This window comes from Robinsoniella sp. KNHs210, from assembly GCF_000686105.1.
GTDB classification, from domain to species: Bacteria; Bacillota; Clostridia; order Lachnospirales; family Lachnospiraceae; genus Robinsoniella; species Robinsoniella peoriensis.
Genome location: NZ_JMLZ01000001.1, coordinates 1444840 through 1462158, shown reverse-complemented (window position 1 = coordinate 1462158; position 17319 = coordinate 1444840). Strand labels below are relative to the sequence as shown.

Genomic DNA, 17319 nt, shown 5'->3' with positions numbered 1-17319 from the left:
GCAAATACACGGATTAGAAATATGAGCCGGTTAATCGGAGCATGCCACATTCAGAAGATGCAGCCAGCCGCATCTTCTGAATGTGGATTTCTTATTCCCCAGGATGCGTACGCCGGGTTGCTTTCAGACAACAGGCAACAGGGTGTCACCTGATATCATAGACGCTTCTAAGCTCCATTTGATCCGGTACCCCGCTGATTATCCTGACTTTTTTCATACCTGCATCCATATCAAAGTAATTATCCGATAAAATCAGATCTTCTTCTTTGTTTCTGATCTCTACGCTTTTCGCATAGGCTGACGCCGTCACGATAATTTCATCCCCCTGTACCTGGCAGGAAAGCTTCGGATCCCTGTATTGGAAATACTTGGGCACGGAAAAAATAACACTGGAGGAAGACACGCTTTTTCCCTCTTCCAAAAGTTCATAGCTGACATATTCCTCATAAATATTTACATCCGGCAAGAGAATCTTTTCACACCATACACTGTCCATAGCCGGAACTACCAGTTCCAGTGCCTCTTCTCTGCATACATTAGCCAGGGCGTCTCTCACAGACCATACAACAGTCAGTTTTTTCTCCGTAAGGGTTTCATTTGAGACATTGAACCGGATACTCTTCTCATATTCTTTTGGTTCTTCGTTAATATTCGCACTCTGTGTTAAAAATCCCTCTTCCTGGCAGGACAGCAGAACCGGAGCAAAAAACCTTTTCGCCGCATAGTGAAGCGCCTTCCACCGTCCGAAATAATCAACCGATGACCAGGATGCTACCGGCCAGCAGTCATTCAACTGCCAGTAGACTGCGCCCATACATCTTCCCCTGTTTCTTCTGAAATGCTCCACCCCGTAACGGATTGCTTCTGCCTGCAGCAGCTGGGAGGCATATAGCAGAACGGGAAACTCTTTTGGATACAAAAAAGTCTGGGACAGATAATTCATAATTTTCCCATTTGCAGAATTATTCCTCTGGTGCTTTTCCATTACATAGGAGAAAATATTGCGGTCCTCAGGCAAGGTAAAGCTTTCCACCGTCTTGGCACAGGGGAATGACTGGAATCCGAATTCACTGGCATAGCGGAAGTAAAACTTTCGATATTCCGAAAATGGTTTTCCACCGTGCCACACATCCCAATAATGCACATCACCCCGGTCCGGGTCGTTAGGGAAATCAAAGCTGCCTCCGGAAGAGGGGCTTGCCGGCCAATAGAAGGTATTTGGATCACACTTCTTCATAATCTGAGGGAAAATATATTCATACATTTTAATATAATCAGCCTTTTGTTTTGGGGAATTCACACAGTCCCCGGCATCTACGAACATTTCCATTTCATTGTTTCCGCACCAGAGCCCAAGTGATGCATGATGACGGATACGTTTTACATTCTCTTCAATCTCCCCACGGATATTTTCATCAAAATCATCCGTCAGCTCGTACACTGCACAGGCATACATAAAATCCATCCAGACAATCAGTCCCAACTCATCGCAGATATCAAAAAAATAATCATCCGGATAATAACCGCCACCCCACACACGAATACAGTTAAAGTTAGCAGCAACACACTGTTCCAGTAATTTCCGGGTACGCTCTTTCGTTATTCTGGAAAAAATATTATCTTCCGGAATGTAGTCTGCCCCCATAGCAAAGATTGTAATACCGTTCACCTCGTGGGCAAAGCTTTCTCCAAACTCATCCTTTTTCCTCTGAATTCCCATAGTCCGCAGACCGATTCTGCGCTTCCATGAGTCAACTATACAGCCCTCTGCCGATAAAACCACTTCCAGGGTATACAACGGCTGACTGCCAAAACCGTTCGGCCACCAGAGCATGGGGTCTTCTATGAACGATTCTTTCGGCGATTGGGTATATGAAGTCTTTTTCCCATTGGGATCTGTAATATGAACCTCATAAGTGAATTCCACTTCTTTATGTTCCAGAAGTTTTGCCAGTTCCACCTCATAGTCCAGCCTCACACCGCCGTTTTCCGGTACCTGTGTAATATACACGCTGTCAATTTTCCCACGGGATATCCCGATTACGGATACCTCTCTCCAGATTCCCGCATCCGGAAGCCTGGGACCCCAATCCCATCCGAACATACAATGGGCTTTTCGAATCTGGGGAAAACCTTCCATACAATCCGGCGTACCTAAAGTAATGACTTCCTCCATACACTTTTTAATGAATTTGGTGGGAGAATAGATATGCACAGTGAGCAGATTTCCGTCTTTTTTTAATATCCCGGTCACATCATACTCCCAGATTCTGTGCATATTCCTGGCATGTCCCAGGTGGCTTCCATTCAGCATGATATCCGCAATAGTATCAATTCCGTCAAAATGCAGCATATTGGCATCTGCTTTCAATAAGTCGTCTGTAACTGAAAATTCACAGCTGTAAATAAAATCATTTTCCATTATTTTAAGAGCCTGTATTTCGTTATCCCGCCAGAACGGATCTTCCATCTGGCCTGCAGAAAGCAGGTCATTGTAGACAGACCCGGGTACGGAGGCGGGAATCCTGTCCCGTCTGTCCATGATCTGCAAAAACCAGTTTTCGTTCAGCTTCTGTGTTATCATACGGATACCCTTTATATTGCAGGCTGTCTGCAATACTGCCTTTCCCGTTTATTGAATGATTTCAATTTCTTCCGGTGCCTCCACCTGGACATCCATAGTTCCATCCGAGCGGATTATACAAGTTACCTGGATCTCTCCATATGGGGTTGGATATTTTCCCTTTGCCCAGCTCAGATCTCCCAGATTTGGTTTTACCGCTACCTTTTTACAGCCCGGCTCCAGAATCTGGATTCCCAGCACATTTTCCATCAGCCACGGAGTTACTCCCGATGCCCAGCCATGACAGAGGCTGTGACGGTAGCCCACATAACAGTGCCCCCCGTATGTGCCGTGTACATTAACTTCTGTCCCGTCTTCTGCTATCCGGTCAATAGGCGCTGCATTCTCCAGCCAGTCTATATTAAAATCCTCCCAGAAAGTAGTTGCTCCCAGGGATAACATACCGCCCCAGTATTCCCGGATACATTCCAGACACCCTATGATATCTCCTGCCATTGCACGGGCGGTAAGAATATAATACCCCATAAAAGTAGACATTCCCTTTGCTCCGCCAACCTTTAACAGCTGATCATTTACCGTCACCGGATCTTTTAGTCCCGCCATGACCAAAAGTGCCGCTGCCTGTTTTGCATCCTTATAATCTGCATCAAATGATGCCAGTTTCTTCAGATCTTCCTCACACTGGCGGACCAACTCTTCTTCTCCCAGAACCGTGAATATTTCCTGCAATTTCTGAGTTGCCATAGCATGCAGCGCCTGCAGCCCCGCATCTACAACCGGCTGGTTCTGGAAAGACGGCCAGTCAACAAACCGTACTTCCGGCGTATTGTCTTTGCCATTTTCATCAATGCCGTCTGACAGCTGTCTGTACAGCCCCTTCAGATATTCCCTCTGTGTTTTCAAGTATGCCAGATCACCGGTGTGAACAAACCAGTCATGCTGTATAATGATCCACCACATGGAATATGCCGGAAAACCATTCATCCAGCCCGGCAGGGGTGTCTCTTCCCGGACAAAATCCAGGCTTTTTGGCACACTCTCATCATATCCGAATACAGATTGTATAGTCGTAACTTCGGGATGCATATCTCCCACCCAGACCAGGCGGTCCCTTTTAATTCCATCCCATATGTAATTCTGCATATTCAAATGTACGGTATATGCCCCGGTATCCCAAATGCGGTTCAACATCTCGTCACTGCAGGAAAAGCTTCCCTTATAGGGAATATCTTTATAGATTAAGATAGACTTCACCGTTTTAATTTCCAGTTCTCCTTCATCAAGTAAATCAATCCGAACGAAGCGAAATCCCGTTTCTCCAATGCGGTTCATGCTCATATCCCGTACTTCAACGATCATATCCCGGTTTGCATGGTCATTGGTAGCATTGGTTTCGCCCCCGATATCACTCATGGCTTCCATGGCGGATTCTCCAAAACGAACTCTGACCCGCATTCCCTGCGTCAGGCTTGCTTTCCATACCAGCAGGGAAATCCCGCCATGGATTTCAACGCCAAAGTCCAAAAGGATGCCGGCACTTTCTCCCTTATTTTTTAAAATACATGGATTTACCGGAACCAGGGAAATCTGTGGAGAACGGTTTTCCAGCAAAGCAGAACTGTTCTCCACCTGGCATTTATTTCCCTGCGATTCCCACAGTATTTTCCTGGGCGTCATATACACCCTTTTTCTATTATCTTCTTCACAATCCTCCAGAATACTGTTATCCAGTATGCGGAAAATATTATTATTCTGTCCTTTGTTTTCGATCATATTTATACCCATTTCCTATTACAGGCATGCCTGTAATACTGCCACACATTAAATGGCTGAAAAAACTCATCGTGGCTTCCTTTCTATTGCTTATTTTTTTCCAGCCTGAATCTCCTGAATCACCCGGTACCCAAAACCATAAACACTTCTTAAAAGTATTGCCGTCTGCAGTTTTCTGGCCTCACGATTCATCCCTCATTTTTAATCTTGCGTAACATACCGTTCCCAGAATCAGCAAACCGGAAATAATCATATTCATCTGCATAGATCCAATGGAAACCGTACCAATTTTTAAGTCCATATTTTTAAATAGCGATATGATTTTCGATCCTGTAAGGCTTCCCAAAAATCCACCGCATGCACTAAGCGCCGTATTAATGCTGAGATACCGAATAGCATTGTGCGGTCTGACATAGTGATAAGGAAGCATAAACTGTGCCGTTGCCAGTCCTGTAGCGATTAATCCGCTGGTAATAAAGATGACCAGAATTAAACCAATGGAATCCGGCGTAACCAATGGCCAGAATAAAAACTGGATTCCCAGAACCAGTGTGACAATCGTCAGGATATTCTTCCAGGGAATATGCTGCGCGATCCTTCCCCAGCCCGAGGAAACTGCAATCTGAACTCCTACCTGAAGGGTTGTCAGCATGAAAATATTTGTATAATTTAAATGCAGTTCTTCCAGCATGTAGGCGTTATAATAGGGATTTGCCATATTCATGGAGAAACTAAGCAAAAACATATAAATCAGAAAATGCAGAAATCTTTTATCTTCATGAAATATCCGGACACACTGCTTCAGCGATATCCGGGACTGCCCATCCAGCTGTTCCTCATAATGAATTTTCCTGATTACAATATAATCGATTACCGCGATTACAGCCGCAATAAAAAAGATAATTGCAAAACCAATATATTCATTGGATTTTTGCTGCAGTGTATCAATACAGGTACTTGCACCAAAGGAAATCAGCGTCGTTAATCCCACCACGATCCTATCCCGGAATGCAAAAAATGTACCCTGTATATCCGGCTGGATAGAATTTACCATCCAGTAGTTTAAACGTATCCCGGAGCTGGATGCAAAAATATATGCAAAAAATAAAATCACCGATACCGCTGCAATCCGAAATTCTACCTGGACACCCATCATCCATTGAGATCCCTCCGACACCAGCAGGGGAATAAAGACAATGGATAATATTAATAATCTGGCAAGCAGAACCATCCGGTTAATCGCCTGCTTGGAATTGCGGAAAAAATCCCATATCTTCCCAAAAGGTACCTGGAGTACATTTGCCAACAGGGGAATTGACAGAATTACGCCGACCCCTGCGGCTGGCACCCCTGTGTAGAGCAGGAATCCGGTCATGAGAACTCCGGATACGATACTGTTATACACAGATCCCACAATCTGGGAAACCATAAACTTCTTCTGATTCCCATTAAAGGACCGTACCTGGGCAAACATTCCCTTTTTCCTGACATCATGATCCATGGCAATCAGCCTTTTACAGCTCCACCCATCATACCCTGAATATAATATTTCAGGCAGCTGGATGTTGCGATCAATAACGGAATGGTACCTATTATAAATGCTGCTGCTATTAATCCCATATCGTTAGTTCCCTTGCCCGCCGCATTATTAAATACGATCTGGCAGAAGGTCTTCACTTCATCTCCGCCGGTCATGGCAATGGTCGGCCAGATATAGTCATTGTACATGGCAACCACCGATGTAATCCCGACTGTAATCAGGATTGGCTTCGACAACGGCACCGCAACCTTGGCAAATGCATAAATCTCGCTGGCACCGTCTATCTTTGCAGCCTCAAAAATATCATTGGGCAGTCCCTTAAAAAATGCCTCTGCCAGAATAATACCAAAGACCTGCTGTCCCGCCACATAAGGAATAATCAGTCCCCAGTAGGTATTCAAAATATGGAGATTTTTAATAATATTATAATTAGGGATGATCAACAAGGTATAAGGAACCATCATTACAGCCATTAGTAAGGAAAATAAAATATTCTTCCCTTTAAACTTCATCCTTCCAAAGGCATAGCCGGACATGGCTACTATCACAATGATTAATACCAGGGAAATACCGCATACATAAAGGGAATTTAAAATAGGCCGGAATACAAATTTAAATGCCTTTACAAAATTGACCCAATATATTTCTCTTGGAAGCCCCAGAAAATCATTTGCAATCATAACATTGGGTTTCAGCGACATATTTATAAGCATAACGAAGGGAAAGAAGGTTATAATCAACAACGCAATAATAAGCAGTCTGCTGATCACGTACCCGACTCCGATTTTTCTTTTACTGTGCATACTAATCTTCCTCCTTCAAGAATCTTCTGGTGAGCAAAGTTAAAATTATAATTACGATAAATAAAATTACTCCTAGTGCAGAAGCATATCCAAACTTTCCATCACCAAATGCAATTTTATACATCTGCATGGCGGGTATCATCGTTGCATATCCTGGACCGCCGCCTGTGGTGGCAGCAACCAGTCCAAATCCGGACAGGCTTCCGATTAAGGAAAGTGTAACCACAATTTTCATGTATGGTTTTACATTTGGCAGATGAATATCTTTCACCACATTAAACTGGGTTGCCCCGTCAACAATTGCTGCTTCGTATAGTTCTTCGCCTATCATATTCAATCCGGAATGGAAAATTAAAAAGTACATGCCGGATACAAATGGAAAACCAACGAGAATGATACACAAAAGCGCCGTAGATTTATCATTTAGCCAGTTATGAGCAAGACCATTCATACCAAAGGCTTTTAAAATCGAGTTAAAACCGAAGTTCGGATTATAAAGGTATTTCCATATCAAAATTGTAACAATAGAAGGAACTAACATGGGAACTACAAATGCTGTCTTAATAATATTTGCTACCTTTGATCTTTTAATAAAAAATAACAGTTCTGCAGCCAGCAGCGGGAAAAATACACTGCAGAAAACGGCTGCAACGGTGATAATTGCCTGGTTTTTGAATGATGTTAAGAACATCTCATCTTTAAATGCTGCAATATAATTTTCAAATCCCACCAAATTTGATGAAATTCCGAACGTAGAATCTGTAAATGACGTATAAAATGCATTACCAATAGAAAAATAAGAAAAAACCGCCAGCAATATAAAGGTTGGTGCAATAAACAAATATGGCAATAATTTCATTTTCAGAGATTTATTCATAGGGTCCTCCTCGTTTATGATTGAGCAGTGTGACAGGAAAGCATTTTCACACCACTTATATTTGCAGTATTGCAACATGGCTGCAATGTGCAATTGGAAAAGGGTGAAGGCAATTCCTTACCATCACCCTTTCCTGCTTTCCTTTATTTTGCAGTATCTGCTGTCTTAGGATCTAAGTCATAACCGGCTCTGTCTACTACATCTTTGTAGTAATTCCGGTATATAGGATCCATCTGTTCCAGGAAGCTGTCTACATCGAGACTTCCTTCTGAGAACTGAAGAATTAAATCATTGTATTTTGGCTTGTCAGCCTGTGTTACCATGTCCTGCCCGGTTACCCACTGAGCGCCGCGGCTGACACCGGTAGCAATAAAACCTTCTAATTTAGATGTTAATTCCGGACTTAATTCCACACCTTTTACAACGCATGGTCCCTGTACATAGTTTCCATTGGCAAGAGTTTCTTCAAAACATAATTTTGCCTGATCCGGTGAATACCAGAATTTGTAGAAATCTTTAACACGTGCCATATGGTCATCATCTTTGTTAGGAACAATACTGATAGCATTTCCAAGGCTGTAAAGGCCTCTGATTGTCTGGCTGAAGCCCTCCGGAGCTTTTTCAAATGATGGCAGCTGGAAAGTTGCCCATTCAAACTGCATATCTTCCGGCAATTGGTTTACGTCACTTAAAATCAGCCCTGCATTCCAGCTTCCATTAAATAAGATTGGGGAAACCTGTGATTCAAAATCTGTAATAATCTGAGAACCATCTGCTGCAATCCAGTTTGTCGGGAAATACTGCGCCAGTTTCTGGAATTCACTCCAGACTTTCTTGTTGCCTTCTGTGTTAATGCCGTTTTCTGTTGCATATTTTGCCTGTCTCTCTGCACTGCCTACTACGTTTGCATCGCAGTCAAGATTATTTTCATCAAATTTGAAATCTATATTCGCTTTCATAAGATTTTCATCCCAGATTGCATCACCAGGCTGAACTAAAAACTCATTTTCTGTAGTGCGGTAATATGAATCAGCCATTGAATTGATCAGCCATCCGCTTTCATTTCCTGCTGTAATCGGAACATCATAACCTGCATCTTTTAATTTTCCGCAGATTTCAATCAGATTCTCATAACTTGTGGGCACGGATAATCCCAGTTTGTCAAAGATTGTCTTATTGTAATAAAATGCAACACCGATTTTATCAAACGGAAGATATGTCAGATGCCTGCCGCCGGATGAATTAATGGAAATCAAGAAATCATCTTCATCAAAAGCCTCTCTTACTTTTTTGCCGTCATTGTAAGGATTTACCTCGTCCAGCATATCTGTCATATCGATCAGATACCCCTTATCCACTGCAATATCAGCACTATTATTTGCAACTGCAGCAGCCAGGAAGTTACCATGTACAATATCCGGTGCATTTTCTCTGTCATCGCTCATTGCCGTCATCATCTTTGTTATGTATGAATCATTGTCAGATATAACATCCACAACTACTTTCGTTTCCGGATGAAGCTTCATGTATTCTTCTGCAAGCTTCTTCTCGCCGGCAGTATAGAAATTATTAATAACCGCTAAGGTAATCGTATCTTCTTTTGAGGTATCCCAGCCAGCATCGGATGCGTCAGATGCGCTTCCATTCGTTGTTCCCTCGCTGCCATTCTCTGTATCCTTTTTATCAGAAGCTGCGGATTCACTTCCTGCCGCGGATTCTTTTGACGTTTCTTTCTGTGTATCCCCTGCTCCTCCGTTTGCGCTGCAGCCGGTTAAAAAGCTTGAAAAAATCATTGTTGCTGCCAAAAGGCATGCTACCATTTTATTTCTCTTTTTCATATGACTTCGCTCCTTTAATTGTTGATTTTTTAATATTGTTATAATTTTATATGGAATGCATTGCGTGTTTTTCGTATCTATGTTATAATTTATCCACTGTTTTCCTTTAGGCTATCGTTCCACCGGTTCCTATCAGAGGGAAGCAGTTTTTTTACCTCCTTTCACCGATCTTACACACGCATTATATATCATCTGCATTTTGCAGTTGACATTCTCTTAATAAGGCTTAGCTTGTTTTCAAAATATCCTGTATTCCCTTTTGAAATATTCGAATACAGTAATTCAAAAGCTTTTTCACCAAATTTCACTTTATCCAGATTCATTGTTGTTAAAGAGGGTTCCCAGTATTCTCCATAAGTAATCCCATCAAATCCCATAACTGACACATCTTCCGGAACCCGGTACCCTTTTTCCTTAAATGCTTTAATTGCACCAAGGGACATCAGATCATTGACACAGATCACAGCTGTAAATTTCCTGCCGGATTTCATCAATTCATTAGCGTAATAATAACCGTCCGTCATGTCCGTGGAATATGGATACTTTCCATCAAACAATAAATCTTCCCCGCAGGGGAGTCCCAAACGTTCCACCATCTGACGGTAACCGATACTTCTTAAATCATAGGGAAGATTTCTTCCAAGTCCGCTCAAATAAGCAATATCCCTGTGTCCCAGGCTGTACAGATATTCCATTGCCTCATGCATCGCAGCCATATGGTCATTTTCTATAGAAGAAACTTTCCTGAAATCTGCTCCTACGTTGCCGCTGACCAATACTTTAATCCCATTGTCAACCAGATGGTACAGCTTATCCATATTGAACTTATAAGGTATTGCCGTTACAAATACCCCATCCAGCCTTCTTGTAATAAAGTTGTCAAAATATTCATCCAGTTTATTAAAACCGGTACAAATATTTACAAAGTAATTTTTTTCATTCGCCGCACTTTCGAACCCCCTGACAATATCTCCAAAAAATGGATTTGATATATTCTCTAATACAATTCCTATCTGCATTGTCTTTTTTGTGGACATGCTTCTCGCTATCATATCCGGCCTGTAATCCAGTGCCTTAACCGCTTCGAGTACTTTCTTAACGGTTTCGTCTTTTACCTTTTCCGGATTACTTAAAGCATTTGATACCGTAGCTGTTGAAACTCCTGCCAGCTTTGCCACATCTGATCTGGTTGCTTTCATACACTCATCTCCTATTTACTCGGGTAAATTATTTTTTTAAATAAATGGAATGATAAAATCATTCCCTGTTGGTATTTTTGTATATTATGTATTGTTATTTTAAAATTCTATGTGAAATATTATCGAATTTGATCTTTTTGTATAAGTAGATATTATCAGAGTAATGCGTTTTTGTCAATACATAATTGCTAAATAATTTACCCGAGTATATTTTAAATCTTCATCCCTTTTTTTCACACTTATTTCTATAAACAGATCATTGACATCTGCCAATTTTATATGTTATTGTGAAGATACTATTTTTTCGCTATTCGTGTAGCGGATATAAAAAGAAAGGAATTGATTTTATGAATCCTATACTCCCTCTAACACATTTTGTACCCGACGGGGAAGCCCGCCTTATGCCGGACGGCCGCATGTATCTCTATGGTTCTTATGACATCAGCGGCGAAACTACATACTGCAGCGATGTGCTGCACGTATTTTCAACGAATGATCTCCTCCACTGGACAGACCACGGCATCTGTCTGCAAAGCAGCGATATCCCCTGGGCAAAAGAAGGCTCCCTGATGTATGCCCCGGACTGTATCTGTAAAGACGGAAAGTATTATCTTTATTTTTGTATGACCAACGCTTATGAAGGCGTGGCTGTGTCTGATACTCCCTGCGGACCGTTTACAAATCCCGTACCGATTCCTTATGCAGACGGTTCCGGCATCGATCCTTCCGTTTTTATCAATGATGATGGCAGCGCTTACTACTATTGGGGACAGTTCCAGCTGTCAGGCGCCAGGCTGAACCCAGACATGAGGTCTTTGGATCTGTCTTCTTTAAATACCTGCCTGATTGATGAAAAACGCCATGGTTTTCATGAAGGCGCCAGTATGCGCAAGCGGAACGGGCTTTATTACCTGGTGTATACCGATACCGCCAGAGGCCGTGCAACCTGTATGTCATATGCCGTTTCCCGCTCTCCCCTGGGCCCTTTTCAAAAAGGAGGCGTGATTATCGACAATATTTACTGCGATCCCCAAACCTGGAATAATCACGGATGTATTGCAGAATTCCAAGATCAATGGTATGTGTTCTACCACCGTTCATCCCAGAACTCTAAATTCAACCGTAGAATGTGTATCGAAAAGATTTATTTTGATGAAAACGGCAGAATCCCGGAAGTCCCCATGACTTCACAAGGTGCATCTAATCCGCTAAAAGCGAAAGGAACTTATCCTGCTTCCCTTGCCTGCCAGATAAGAAATGGCCCATACCTGTGTCCTGACGGTAACGGCAGCGGTGAAATCCTAACTCATATCTGCAATGGTTCCTGGGCTGCTTACCGCTATTTTTCATTTGAAACACCCCATTCCTTTACTATTACTGCTGCTGCCCGCATAAACGGGGGAACCGTTGAAATATGGGCGGATGATGAGCTCATTGGCTCCTGTCTTGTACAGCCAACAGGGAGATGGGATGCATGGCAGTCCTTCTCCTGCAATTTAATTCCGGTAACAGGAGTCAAAACCCTTTATCTTACATTCCGTGGAAATGATTTAGACAGAAGGTTAATGGAAATAAAAGAATTTGCATTTCGCGCATAATAGAACACAACAAAGTGTACCTTTTTGTTTTAAGATTCCAACTAATTTCAATATATCAGCTGAAGTTCTTAACACAAAAAGGTACTTCTCCATCTACCGGCAAAATATAACGATAAAAACGCGGTAATGCTCAAATCTTCGCCGCCTTAAAATCTCCTACCAGATCTTTACATGCATCCATAAAAATGCCCACATCCACAGAATAAGAAATATACTTTACTCCCTGGGCAATCCATCTGTTCATACCGTTTCTCGTATCTACGAACGTGCCGATCTGAATATTTTTGCGCTTACCCATATCCACAATGGTATTCATATATTCCAATACCCTGGGATGGTCTATCTGCCCCGGAACCCCCAGTGATTGGGAAAGGTCGTAAGGGCCAATAAAAATAATATCGATTCCTTCCACTTCCATGATCTCTTCCAGACTCTGGATTGCTTCTACACCTTCAATCTGAAGAGTAACCAGGATTTCATTTGATGTTTCAAAGTATTCTTCCCTGGGCATGGCTGAATAATGTGCGGCTCTCACAAATCTGCAAACCCCCCTTTGACCCTTGGGATAAAATCTGGCTAATTCAATAGCTTTTTTCGCCTGGAAGGCATTGCTGATCTGGGGAATCTGAACTGCGCCGGCACCAAGATCCAGTGCCTTGCCGATTGCCTGCTCGGATACCTCAGGCACTCTTACTACCGGCAGAATCCCGGTTACATTACACGCCCGGATTAAATCAGCAAGATTTGAACTTGACGCCGGACCATGTTCCATATCCAGAATGCAAAAATCAAATCCGCTGTATCCCAATATTTCAATGAAGGAAGGATCAAGGGTTTTGCAAAACGGTCCGAGCACCGGTCCATTCGCAATTTTATCTTTAAAGTCCTTAATAACTCTGGAGCACATTTCCATCAAAACACATCCTTTCTACCATTCCGCCACGGTTCCATCGCTGTTTCGCCATACCGGGTTCTTCCAGTCATGACCGGTCTCTGCCATTTTTTCTACGTAGGTTTCGTTTATTTCAATTCCAAGCCCCGGTTTAGATGGAATCTGAACCACTCCATTCCGGTACTCAAATACCTTCGGATCAGCCAGATAATCCAACAGATCACTTCCCTGATTATAATGTATTCCAAGGCTCTGTTCCTGAATAAAAGCGTTGGGCGTGCAGGCATCCATCTGCAGACAGGATGCCAGCGCAATGGGTCCCAGGGGACAGTGGGGTGCTACCGCTACATCATAGGCTTCCGCCATGGCTGATATCTTCCGGCATTCCAGAATACCTCCGGCATGGGACAAATCCGGCTGTATGATATCTACAACCCCCTGTTCAAAGATCTTCTTGAAATCCCATCTGGTAAACAAACGTTCACCAGTGGCTATTGGGGATGCCGTGTATTTAGCAATTTCCCGCAGCGCTTCATAATTTTCGCACAGAACCGGTTCTTCAATGAACATCAGATGAAACTGATTCAGTTCCTGGACCAACATTTTCGCCATACTTTTATGTACCCTGCCGTGAAAGTCCACAGCAATGCCAAAATATTTCCCGCACTTCTCACGGATAGCCGCCACACGCTCACACACTGCATCTACCTTGGCGAAACTGTCGATATATGCCACTTCCTCCGTTGCATTCATTTTAATTGATTTAAAGCCCAGATCTTGCTGCCTTTTTGCCTCCATTCCTACATCAGACGGGCGATCGCCTCCAATCCAGCAGTACACATCAACATGATCCCGGCATATGCCACCTAAAAATTCATAGACGGGCATATTGTAATATTTTCCTTTTATATCCCACAAAGCCTGTTCGATTCCGGAAATTGCACTGGATAAAATGGGACCGCCTCTATAAAATCCGCCGCGGTAAAGCACCTGCCAGATATCTTCTATTCTCCTTGGGTCACTGCCAATTAAATAGGTTTTCATTTCTTCCACGCAGGCCTTTACAGACTCCGCCCTGCCCTCAATTACCGGCTCCCCCCATCCGCAGATTCCCTCATCCGTTTCAACCTTTAGAAAAAGCCATCTGGGCTGTACCTTATATAGTTTGATATTTGTAATCTTCATTTGCTGTATCCTTTCTTTGTAGTTCATATGATTTAGTCATTTTCTTTTCCGGGTGCCCATTCATTGGTATACGAAAAGCCGGGAGCTATATTTTAATAACGGTAATTATGGGCTTCCTGTACCATCCGCTTCAGGTTTTCCTTAGGGGTATTGATCGCCGTTTCGCAGCCTGTTCCCAGGATAAATCCTCCTCCGGCAGTTCCCACGTCCAGACATCTTCTGCAGAGTTCTTTTACTTTTTCTTCATCATCCTGCAGAAGCTCTACCGGGTTTACATTTCCCATCAGTATGATCCGATCCCCGATTTTCTGTTTGCATTCCAGAAGGTCCACTTTATAATCCACCTCATAAATATCGGCACCTGTTGATGCATAATCATCCAGAACTGCCGTATTATTTCCGCAGATGTGAAGCAGTCCGAATGCATTATGCTGCTCAAACTGCGGCTTCATCCTGGTAAAAAATTTGTTCAGATACGGATAGATATATGTCCGGAAGATTTGCGGCGAAACCACATCCAGAGATGCCAGGGAATCTCCAAGATGAATAATATTGGCGCCCGCTTCCAGCTCTGCCGTAGTGAAACGGATCAGGGTTTCCGTACAGGTTTCCATTAATTCATGAAAGCATTTTTCCATTTCTTTTGCATCTTCATCTTCGTCTGCATATTGCATTTCAGCCATGTCCAGAAGCAGCTCCTGTATGCCGTATATGTGGGAAACCAGAGAAAACATTCCCGTTCCGGTTCCCCTAATCGCAACTTTGCCTCCTAGTTTGGATTTTAGATAAGCAATTGCCTCCAGATAAACAGTCATTCTGCCATCCCGATATGGATCCGGTACTTTAATCTTTCCCCCCTCTAAAAGGGAACTTATCCCATGCTTTGTTACAATGGGAAGGTCATCGCCTTCCTTTCTAGTCTCCACCCCCATACCTTCGGAGATGTAATAACCGTCTGAGTGGGCGAAAATAATATCATAGCCATATTCCTCCCAGGCTTTGTACAAAACCTCGCCCATTACCTTTCCGTCCGTATAGTATTTACTCAGCGGCACTTTACAAATCTTCGCTGCGTGATTTCCCAGGAAGGGTCCTACCGGAACCACGTCCGGTTTTTCGTGTTTACATACCGCCATTACTCGTTCATAAGAATTCATATATTCCTCCGATCTTTTCCACAATTCATTACAGGTTATTATTTTCCTTAAACTTCATAGCCTTTTTCCATCAATTCACTGTTAGATCTGCATTTATAACGGAATATTATTTTCTGAAACCATCCGCTTTTATTCTGCCCGCACCATATAACTAATTTACTATTTTATAAATATGGATAGGATCATTACAATGATAATTCCTGTAATACCAATAATGGTAGCCATTGCTGACCATGTCTTCAATGTTTCTTTTTCATTAGTGCCGGAATATTTGCTGATCAGCCAGAATCCGCTGTCATTAAAATGCACAAAGTTGATTGCTCCACATCCAATTGCCATTACAATCAGAGTGGGATTTGTGCCTGTTGCAACAATGACTGGCGCCATTATTCCCGCTGCCGTAGTCATGGAAACCGTTGCAGATCCAACCGAAATTCTCATTATAGTAGCTATTAAATATGCCATAAAAATGGGGCTGATACTTGCCTGTGACATCATATCTGCCAGGCTTGTTCCTATTCCGCTGTCAATCAATACCTGTTTGAATACACCTCCCGCTCCGGTTACCGCAAGAATAATACCTGCCGGACCAAGTGCTTTGGAACATACTTCTTCAATAACTGATTTGGAAATTCCCCGCTGGAGTCCCAAAGTTAAAAATGAAAACAGAACAGATATCAACAGCGCTATTTCCGGTGCACCGATAAAGTTCAACACAACTCTTAATGAATTTTCTTCCGGTAAAACCAGATCACAGACCGTTCTGATTACGATTAATATTAATGGAAGGGAAATATTCAATACCACAATACCAAACGATGGAAGTTTCCGCTCGTCTTCCACTGCTACTTCCGGAACTTCAGGTGGATTTACATTAATTCGTTTCGCAATAAATTTTGAATAGAAAATTCCGCCGCAGATTGCTGCCGGTATCCCAACTACAAATCCCATCATAATAACGCTTCCAAGATCCGCACCTACGATATTTGCAACCGTTACAGGTCCCGGTGTGGGCGGGATCAAAGTATGGCCTACTGCCAGTCCTGCAAGCAGCGGCAGCGAGAAGAACAACACCGACTTCTTCGTCTGCTTTGCCAGAGAATAAACCACCGGAATCAAAATGATAAACGCCACATCCAGAAAAACCGGTGTTCCTACAATTATACCAACCGCAACCAGCGCCAATGGCGCCTTGTTAATTCCAAAGGTCTTAATCAAAGTATTCGCCATTACCTTAGCTCCGCCGGATACCTCCAGCATTGCACCTAACATTGCCCCCAATGCAACAATAATCGTAATTCCGCCCAGCGTGCTTCCCATCCCCCCGGTAATGGAAGCCAGCGTATCTCCCGGAGTCATTCCGGCTGCAAATGCACTCAGTACACTCACGATCAATAAACTTACAAATGCATTTACCTTAAACTTCATAACCAATACAATTAAAATAATTACTGCTGCCGCAACTATCCCCAGCATATATACGGGATTCTGTAACAAATTCTCAAACATACTTCTCCTCCATTCTTTTGTAAAACCCTTTTTCTTTTTTTATCAGGAATATTATAACACCATATATTGTAGTTGCGCTTCCCTCCTTTCATATACGTCATGTCATCAGACGTCTGATGTATTTACTATATAATATCAACAATGAAATGATTTGTCAATGGGCTTTTTTATATATTTTGACTATTTAAAATATATATATAGTATTTCGTATGGGAGTTTGTGCATCATGATGTTCTTTCATTCTAAAACTCCAAATTATCTAATTGTTGAATCAAAAAAAACATGATACAATAAATGCAATTGAACTTAACCTTTGCTTATCAATTCCTAATTTAACAATAATATATAATCTAATGAAATCAGT

12 protein-coding genes are annotated in these 17319 nt (G+C 42.5%); 1 reads left to right on the top strand and 11 read right to left on the bottom strand.

Annotated elements, in window-relative coordinates:
* Positions 1 to 145: 145 nt before the first annotated feature.
* The 7 genes from CD03_RS0105660 to CD03_RS0105625 all read right to left on the bottom strand — a co-directional run bounded on the left by CD03_RS0105660 (position 146) and on the right by CD03_RS0105625 (position 10614).
* Positions 146 to 2584 carry a beta-mannosidase gene (locus tag CD03_RS0105660; RefSeq protein ID WP_027292796.1) on the bottom strand — a complete coding sequence of 813 codons (2439 nt, stop codon included), beginning with the start codon at positions 2582 to 2584 and terminating at the stop codon, positions 146 to 148.
* A gap of 48 nt (positions 2585 to 2632) precedes the next feature.
* Entirely contained in the window at positions 2633 to 4369 is a 1737-nt protein-coding gene (locus CD03_RS0105655; RefSeq protein WP_242849049.1) for an alpha-L-rhamnosidase-related protein, read from the bottom strand.
* Positions 4370 to 4538: 169 nt separating this feature from the next.
* The gene (locus tag CD03_RS0105645; protein ID WP_027292794.1) at positions 4539 to 5858 is read right to left on the bottom strand and encodes an MFS transporter; all 1320 of its coding nucleotides are present in this window, start codon (positions 5856 to 5858) and stop codon (positions 4539 to 4541) included.
* Positions 5859 to 5863: 5 nt separating this feature from the next.
* A complete protein-coding gene (locus CD03_RS0105640; protein WP_027292793.1) occupies positions 5864 to 6700 on the bottom strand; it encodes a carbohydrate ABC transporter permease in 837 nt (278 codons plus the stop codon).
* 1 nt (position 6701) lies between these two features.
* Positions 6702 to 7577 carry a carbohydrate ABC transporter permease gene (locus CD03_RS32575; protein ID WP_027292792.1) on the bottom strand — a complete coding sequence of 292 codons (876 nt, stop codon included), beginning with the start codon at positions 7575 to 7577 and terminating at the stop codon, positions 6702 to 6704.
* Between the two features lie 143 nt (positions 7578 to 7720).
* Positions 7721 to 9415, bottom strand: a complete 1695-nt coding sequence (locus CD03_RS0105630) for an ABC transporter substrate-binding protein (RefSeq protein ID WP_027292791.1) — start codon at positions 9413 to 9415, stop codon at positions 7721 to 7723.
* A 188-nt stretch (positions 9416 to 9603) separates the two neighbouring features.
* On the bottom strand, positions 9604 to 10614 hold the full coding sequence (locus CD03_RS0105625) for a LacI family DNA-binding transcriptional regulator (protein WP_027292790.1): 1011 nt from the start codon (positions 10612 to 10614) through the stop codon (positions 9604 to 9606).
* A 347-nt stretch (positions 10615 to 10961) separates the two neighbouring features.
* Here CD03_RS0105625 and CD03_RS32570 point away from each other — a divergent pair, with 347 nt between their 5' ends.
* Complete coding sequence (locus tag CD03_RS32570; protein WP_044288932.1) at positions 10962 to 12212, top strand: family 43 glycosylhydrolase; 1251 nt, start codon at positions 10962 to 10964, stop codon at positions 12210 to 12212.
* 130 nt (positions 12213 to 12342) lie between these two features.
* Here the strand turns inward: CD03_RS32570 and CD03_RS0105615 are convergent, their stop codons facing one another.
* From CD03_RS0105615 to CD03_RS0105600, 4 genes are all read right to left on the bottom strand, one after another.
* Positions 12343 to 13125 (bottom strand): HpcH/HpaI aldolase family protein, encoded by a 783-nt coding sequence (locus CD03_RS0105615; RefSeq protein WP_242849061.1) that lies wholly within the window; start codon positions 13123 to 13125, stop codon positions 12343 to 12345.
* 15 nt (positions 13126 to 13140) lie between these two features.
* Positions 13141 to 14289: a galactonate dehydratase gene (dgoD, locus tag CD03_RS0105610; RefSeq protein WP_027292788.1), complete on the bottom strand. Its 1149-nt coding sequence runs from the start codon at positions 14287 to 14289 to the stop codon at positions 13141 to 13143.
* Positions 14290 to 14381: 92 nt separating this feature from the next.
* A complete protein-coding gene (locus CD03_RS0105605; RefSeq protein WP_027292787.1) occupies positions 14382 to 15446 on the bottom strand; it encodes a uroporphyrinogen decarboxylase family protein in 1065 nt (354 codons plus the stop codon).
* Between the two features lie 159 nt (positions 15447 to 15605).
* Positions 15606 to 16955 (bottom strand): GntP family permease, encoded by a 1350-nt coding sequence (locus CD03_RS0105600; RefSeq protein WP_242849048.1) that lies wholly within the window; start codon positions 16953 to 16955, stop codon positions 15606 to 15608.
* Positions 16956 to 17319: the final 364 nt, after the last annotated feature.

Excerpts from the sequence above, each read along its gene's own strand:
- CD03_RS0105605 (WP_027292787.1), bottom strand. The coding sequence starts at position 15,446 with ATGAATTCTTATGAACGAGTAATGGCGGTATGTAAACACGAAAAACCG.
- CD03_RS0105640 (WP_027292793.1), bottom strand. The coding sequence starts at position 6,700 with ATGCACAGTAAAAGAAAAATCGGAGTCGGGTACGTGATCAGCAGACTG.
- CD03_RS0105660 (WP_027292796.1), bottom strand. The coding sequence starts at position 2,584 with ATGATAACACAGAAGCTGAACGAAAACTGGTTTTTGCAGATCATGGAC.
- CD03_RS0105625 (WP_027292790.1), bottom strand. The coding sequence starts at position 10,614 with ATGAAAGCAACCAGATCAGATGTGGCAAAGCTGGCAGGAGTTTCAACA.
- CD03_RS0105615 (WP_242849061.1), bottom strand. The coding sequence starts at position 13,125 with ATGGAAATGTGCTCCAGAGTTATTAAGGACTTTAAAGATAAAATTGCG.
- CD03_RS0105630 (WP_027292791.1), bottom strand. The coding sequence starts at position 9,415 with ATGAAAAAGAGAAATAAAATGGTAGCATGCCTTTTGGCAGCAACAATG.
- CD03_RS0105645 (WP_027292794.1), bottom strand. The coding sequence starts at position 5,858 with ATGGATCATGATGTCAGGAAAAAGGGAATGTTTGCCCAGGTACGGTCC.
- CD03_RS32570 (WP_044288932.1), top strand. The coding sequence starts at position 10,962 with ATGAATCCTATACTCCCTCTAACACATTTTGTACCCGACGGGGAAGCC.
- CD03_RS0105655 (WP_242849049.1), bottom strand. The coding sequence starts at position 4,369 with ATGGGTATAAATATGATCGAAAACAAAGGACAGAATAATAATATTTTC.
- dgoD (WP_027292788.1), bottom strand. The coding sequence starts at position 14,289 with ATGAAGATTACAAATATCAAACTATATAAGGTACAGCCCAGATGGCTT.
- CD03_RS0105600 (WP_242849048.1), bottom strand. The coding sequence starts at position 16,955 with ATGTTTGAGAATTTGTTACAGAATCCCGTATATATGCTGGGGATAGTT.
- CD03_RS32575 (WP_027292792.1), bottom strand. The coding sequence starts at position 7,577 with ATGAATAAATCTCTGAAAATGAAATTATTGCCATATTTGTTTATTGCA.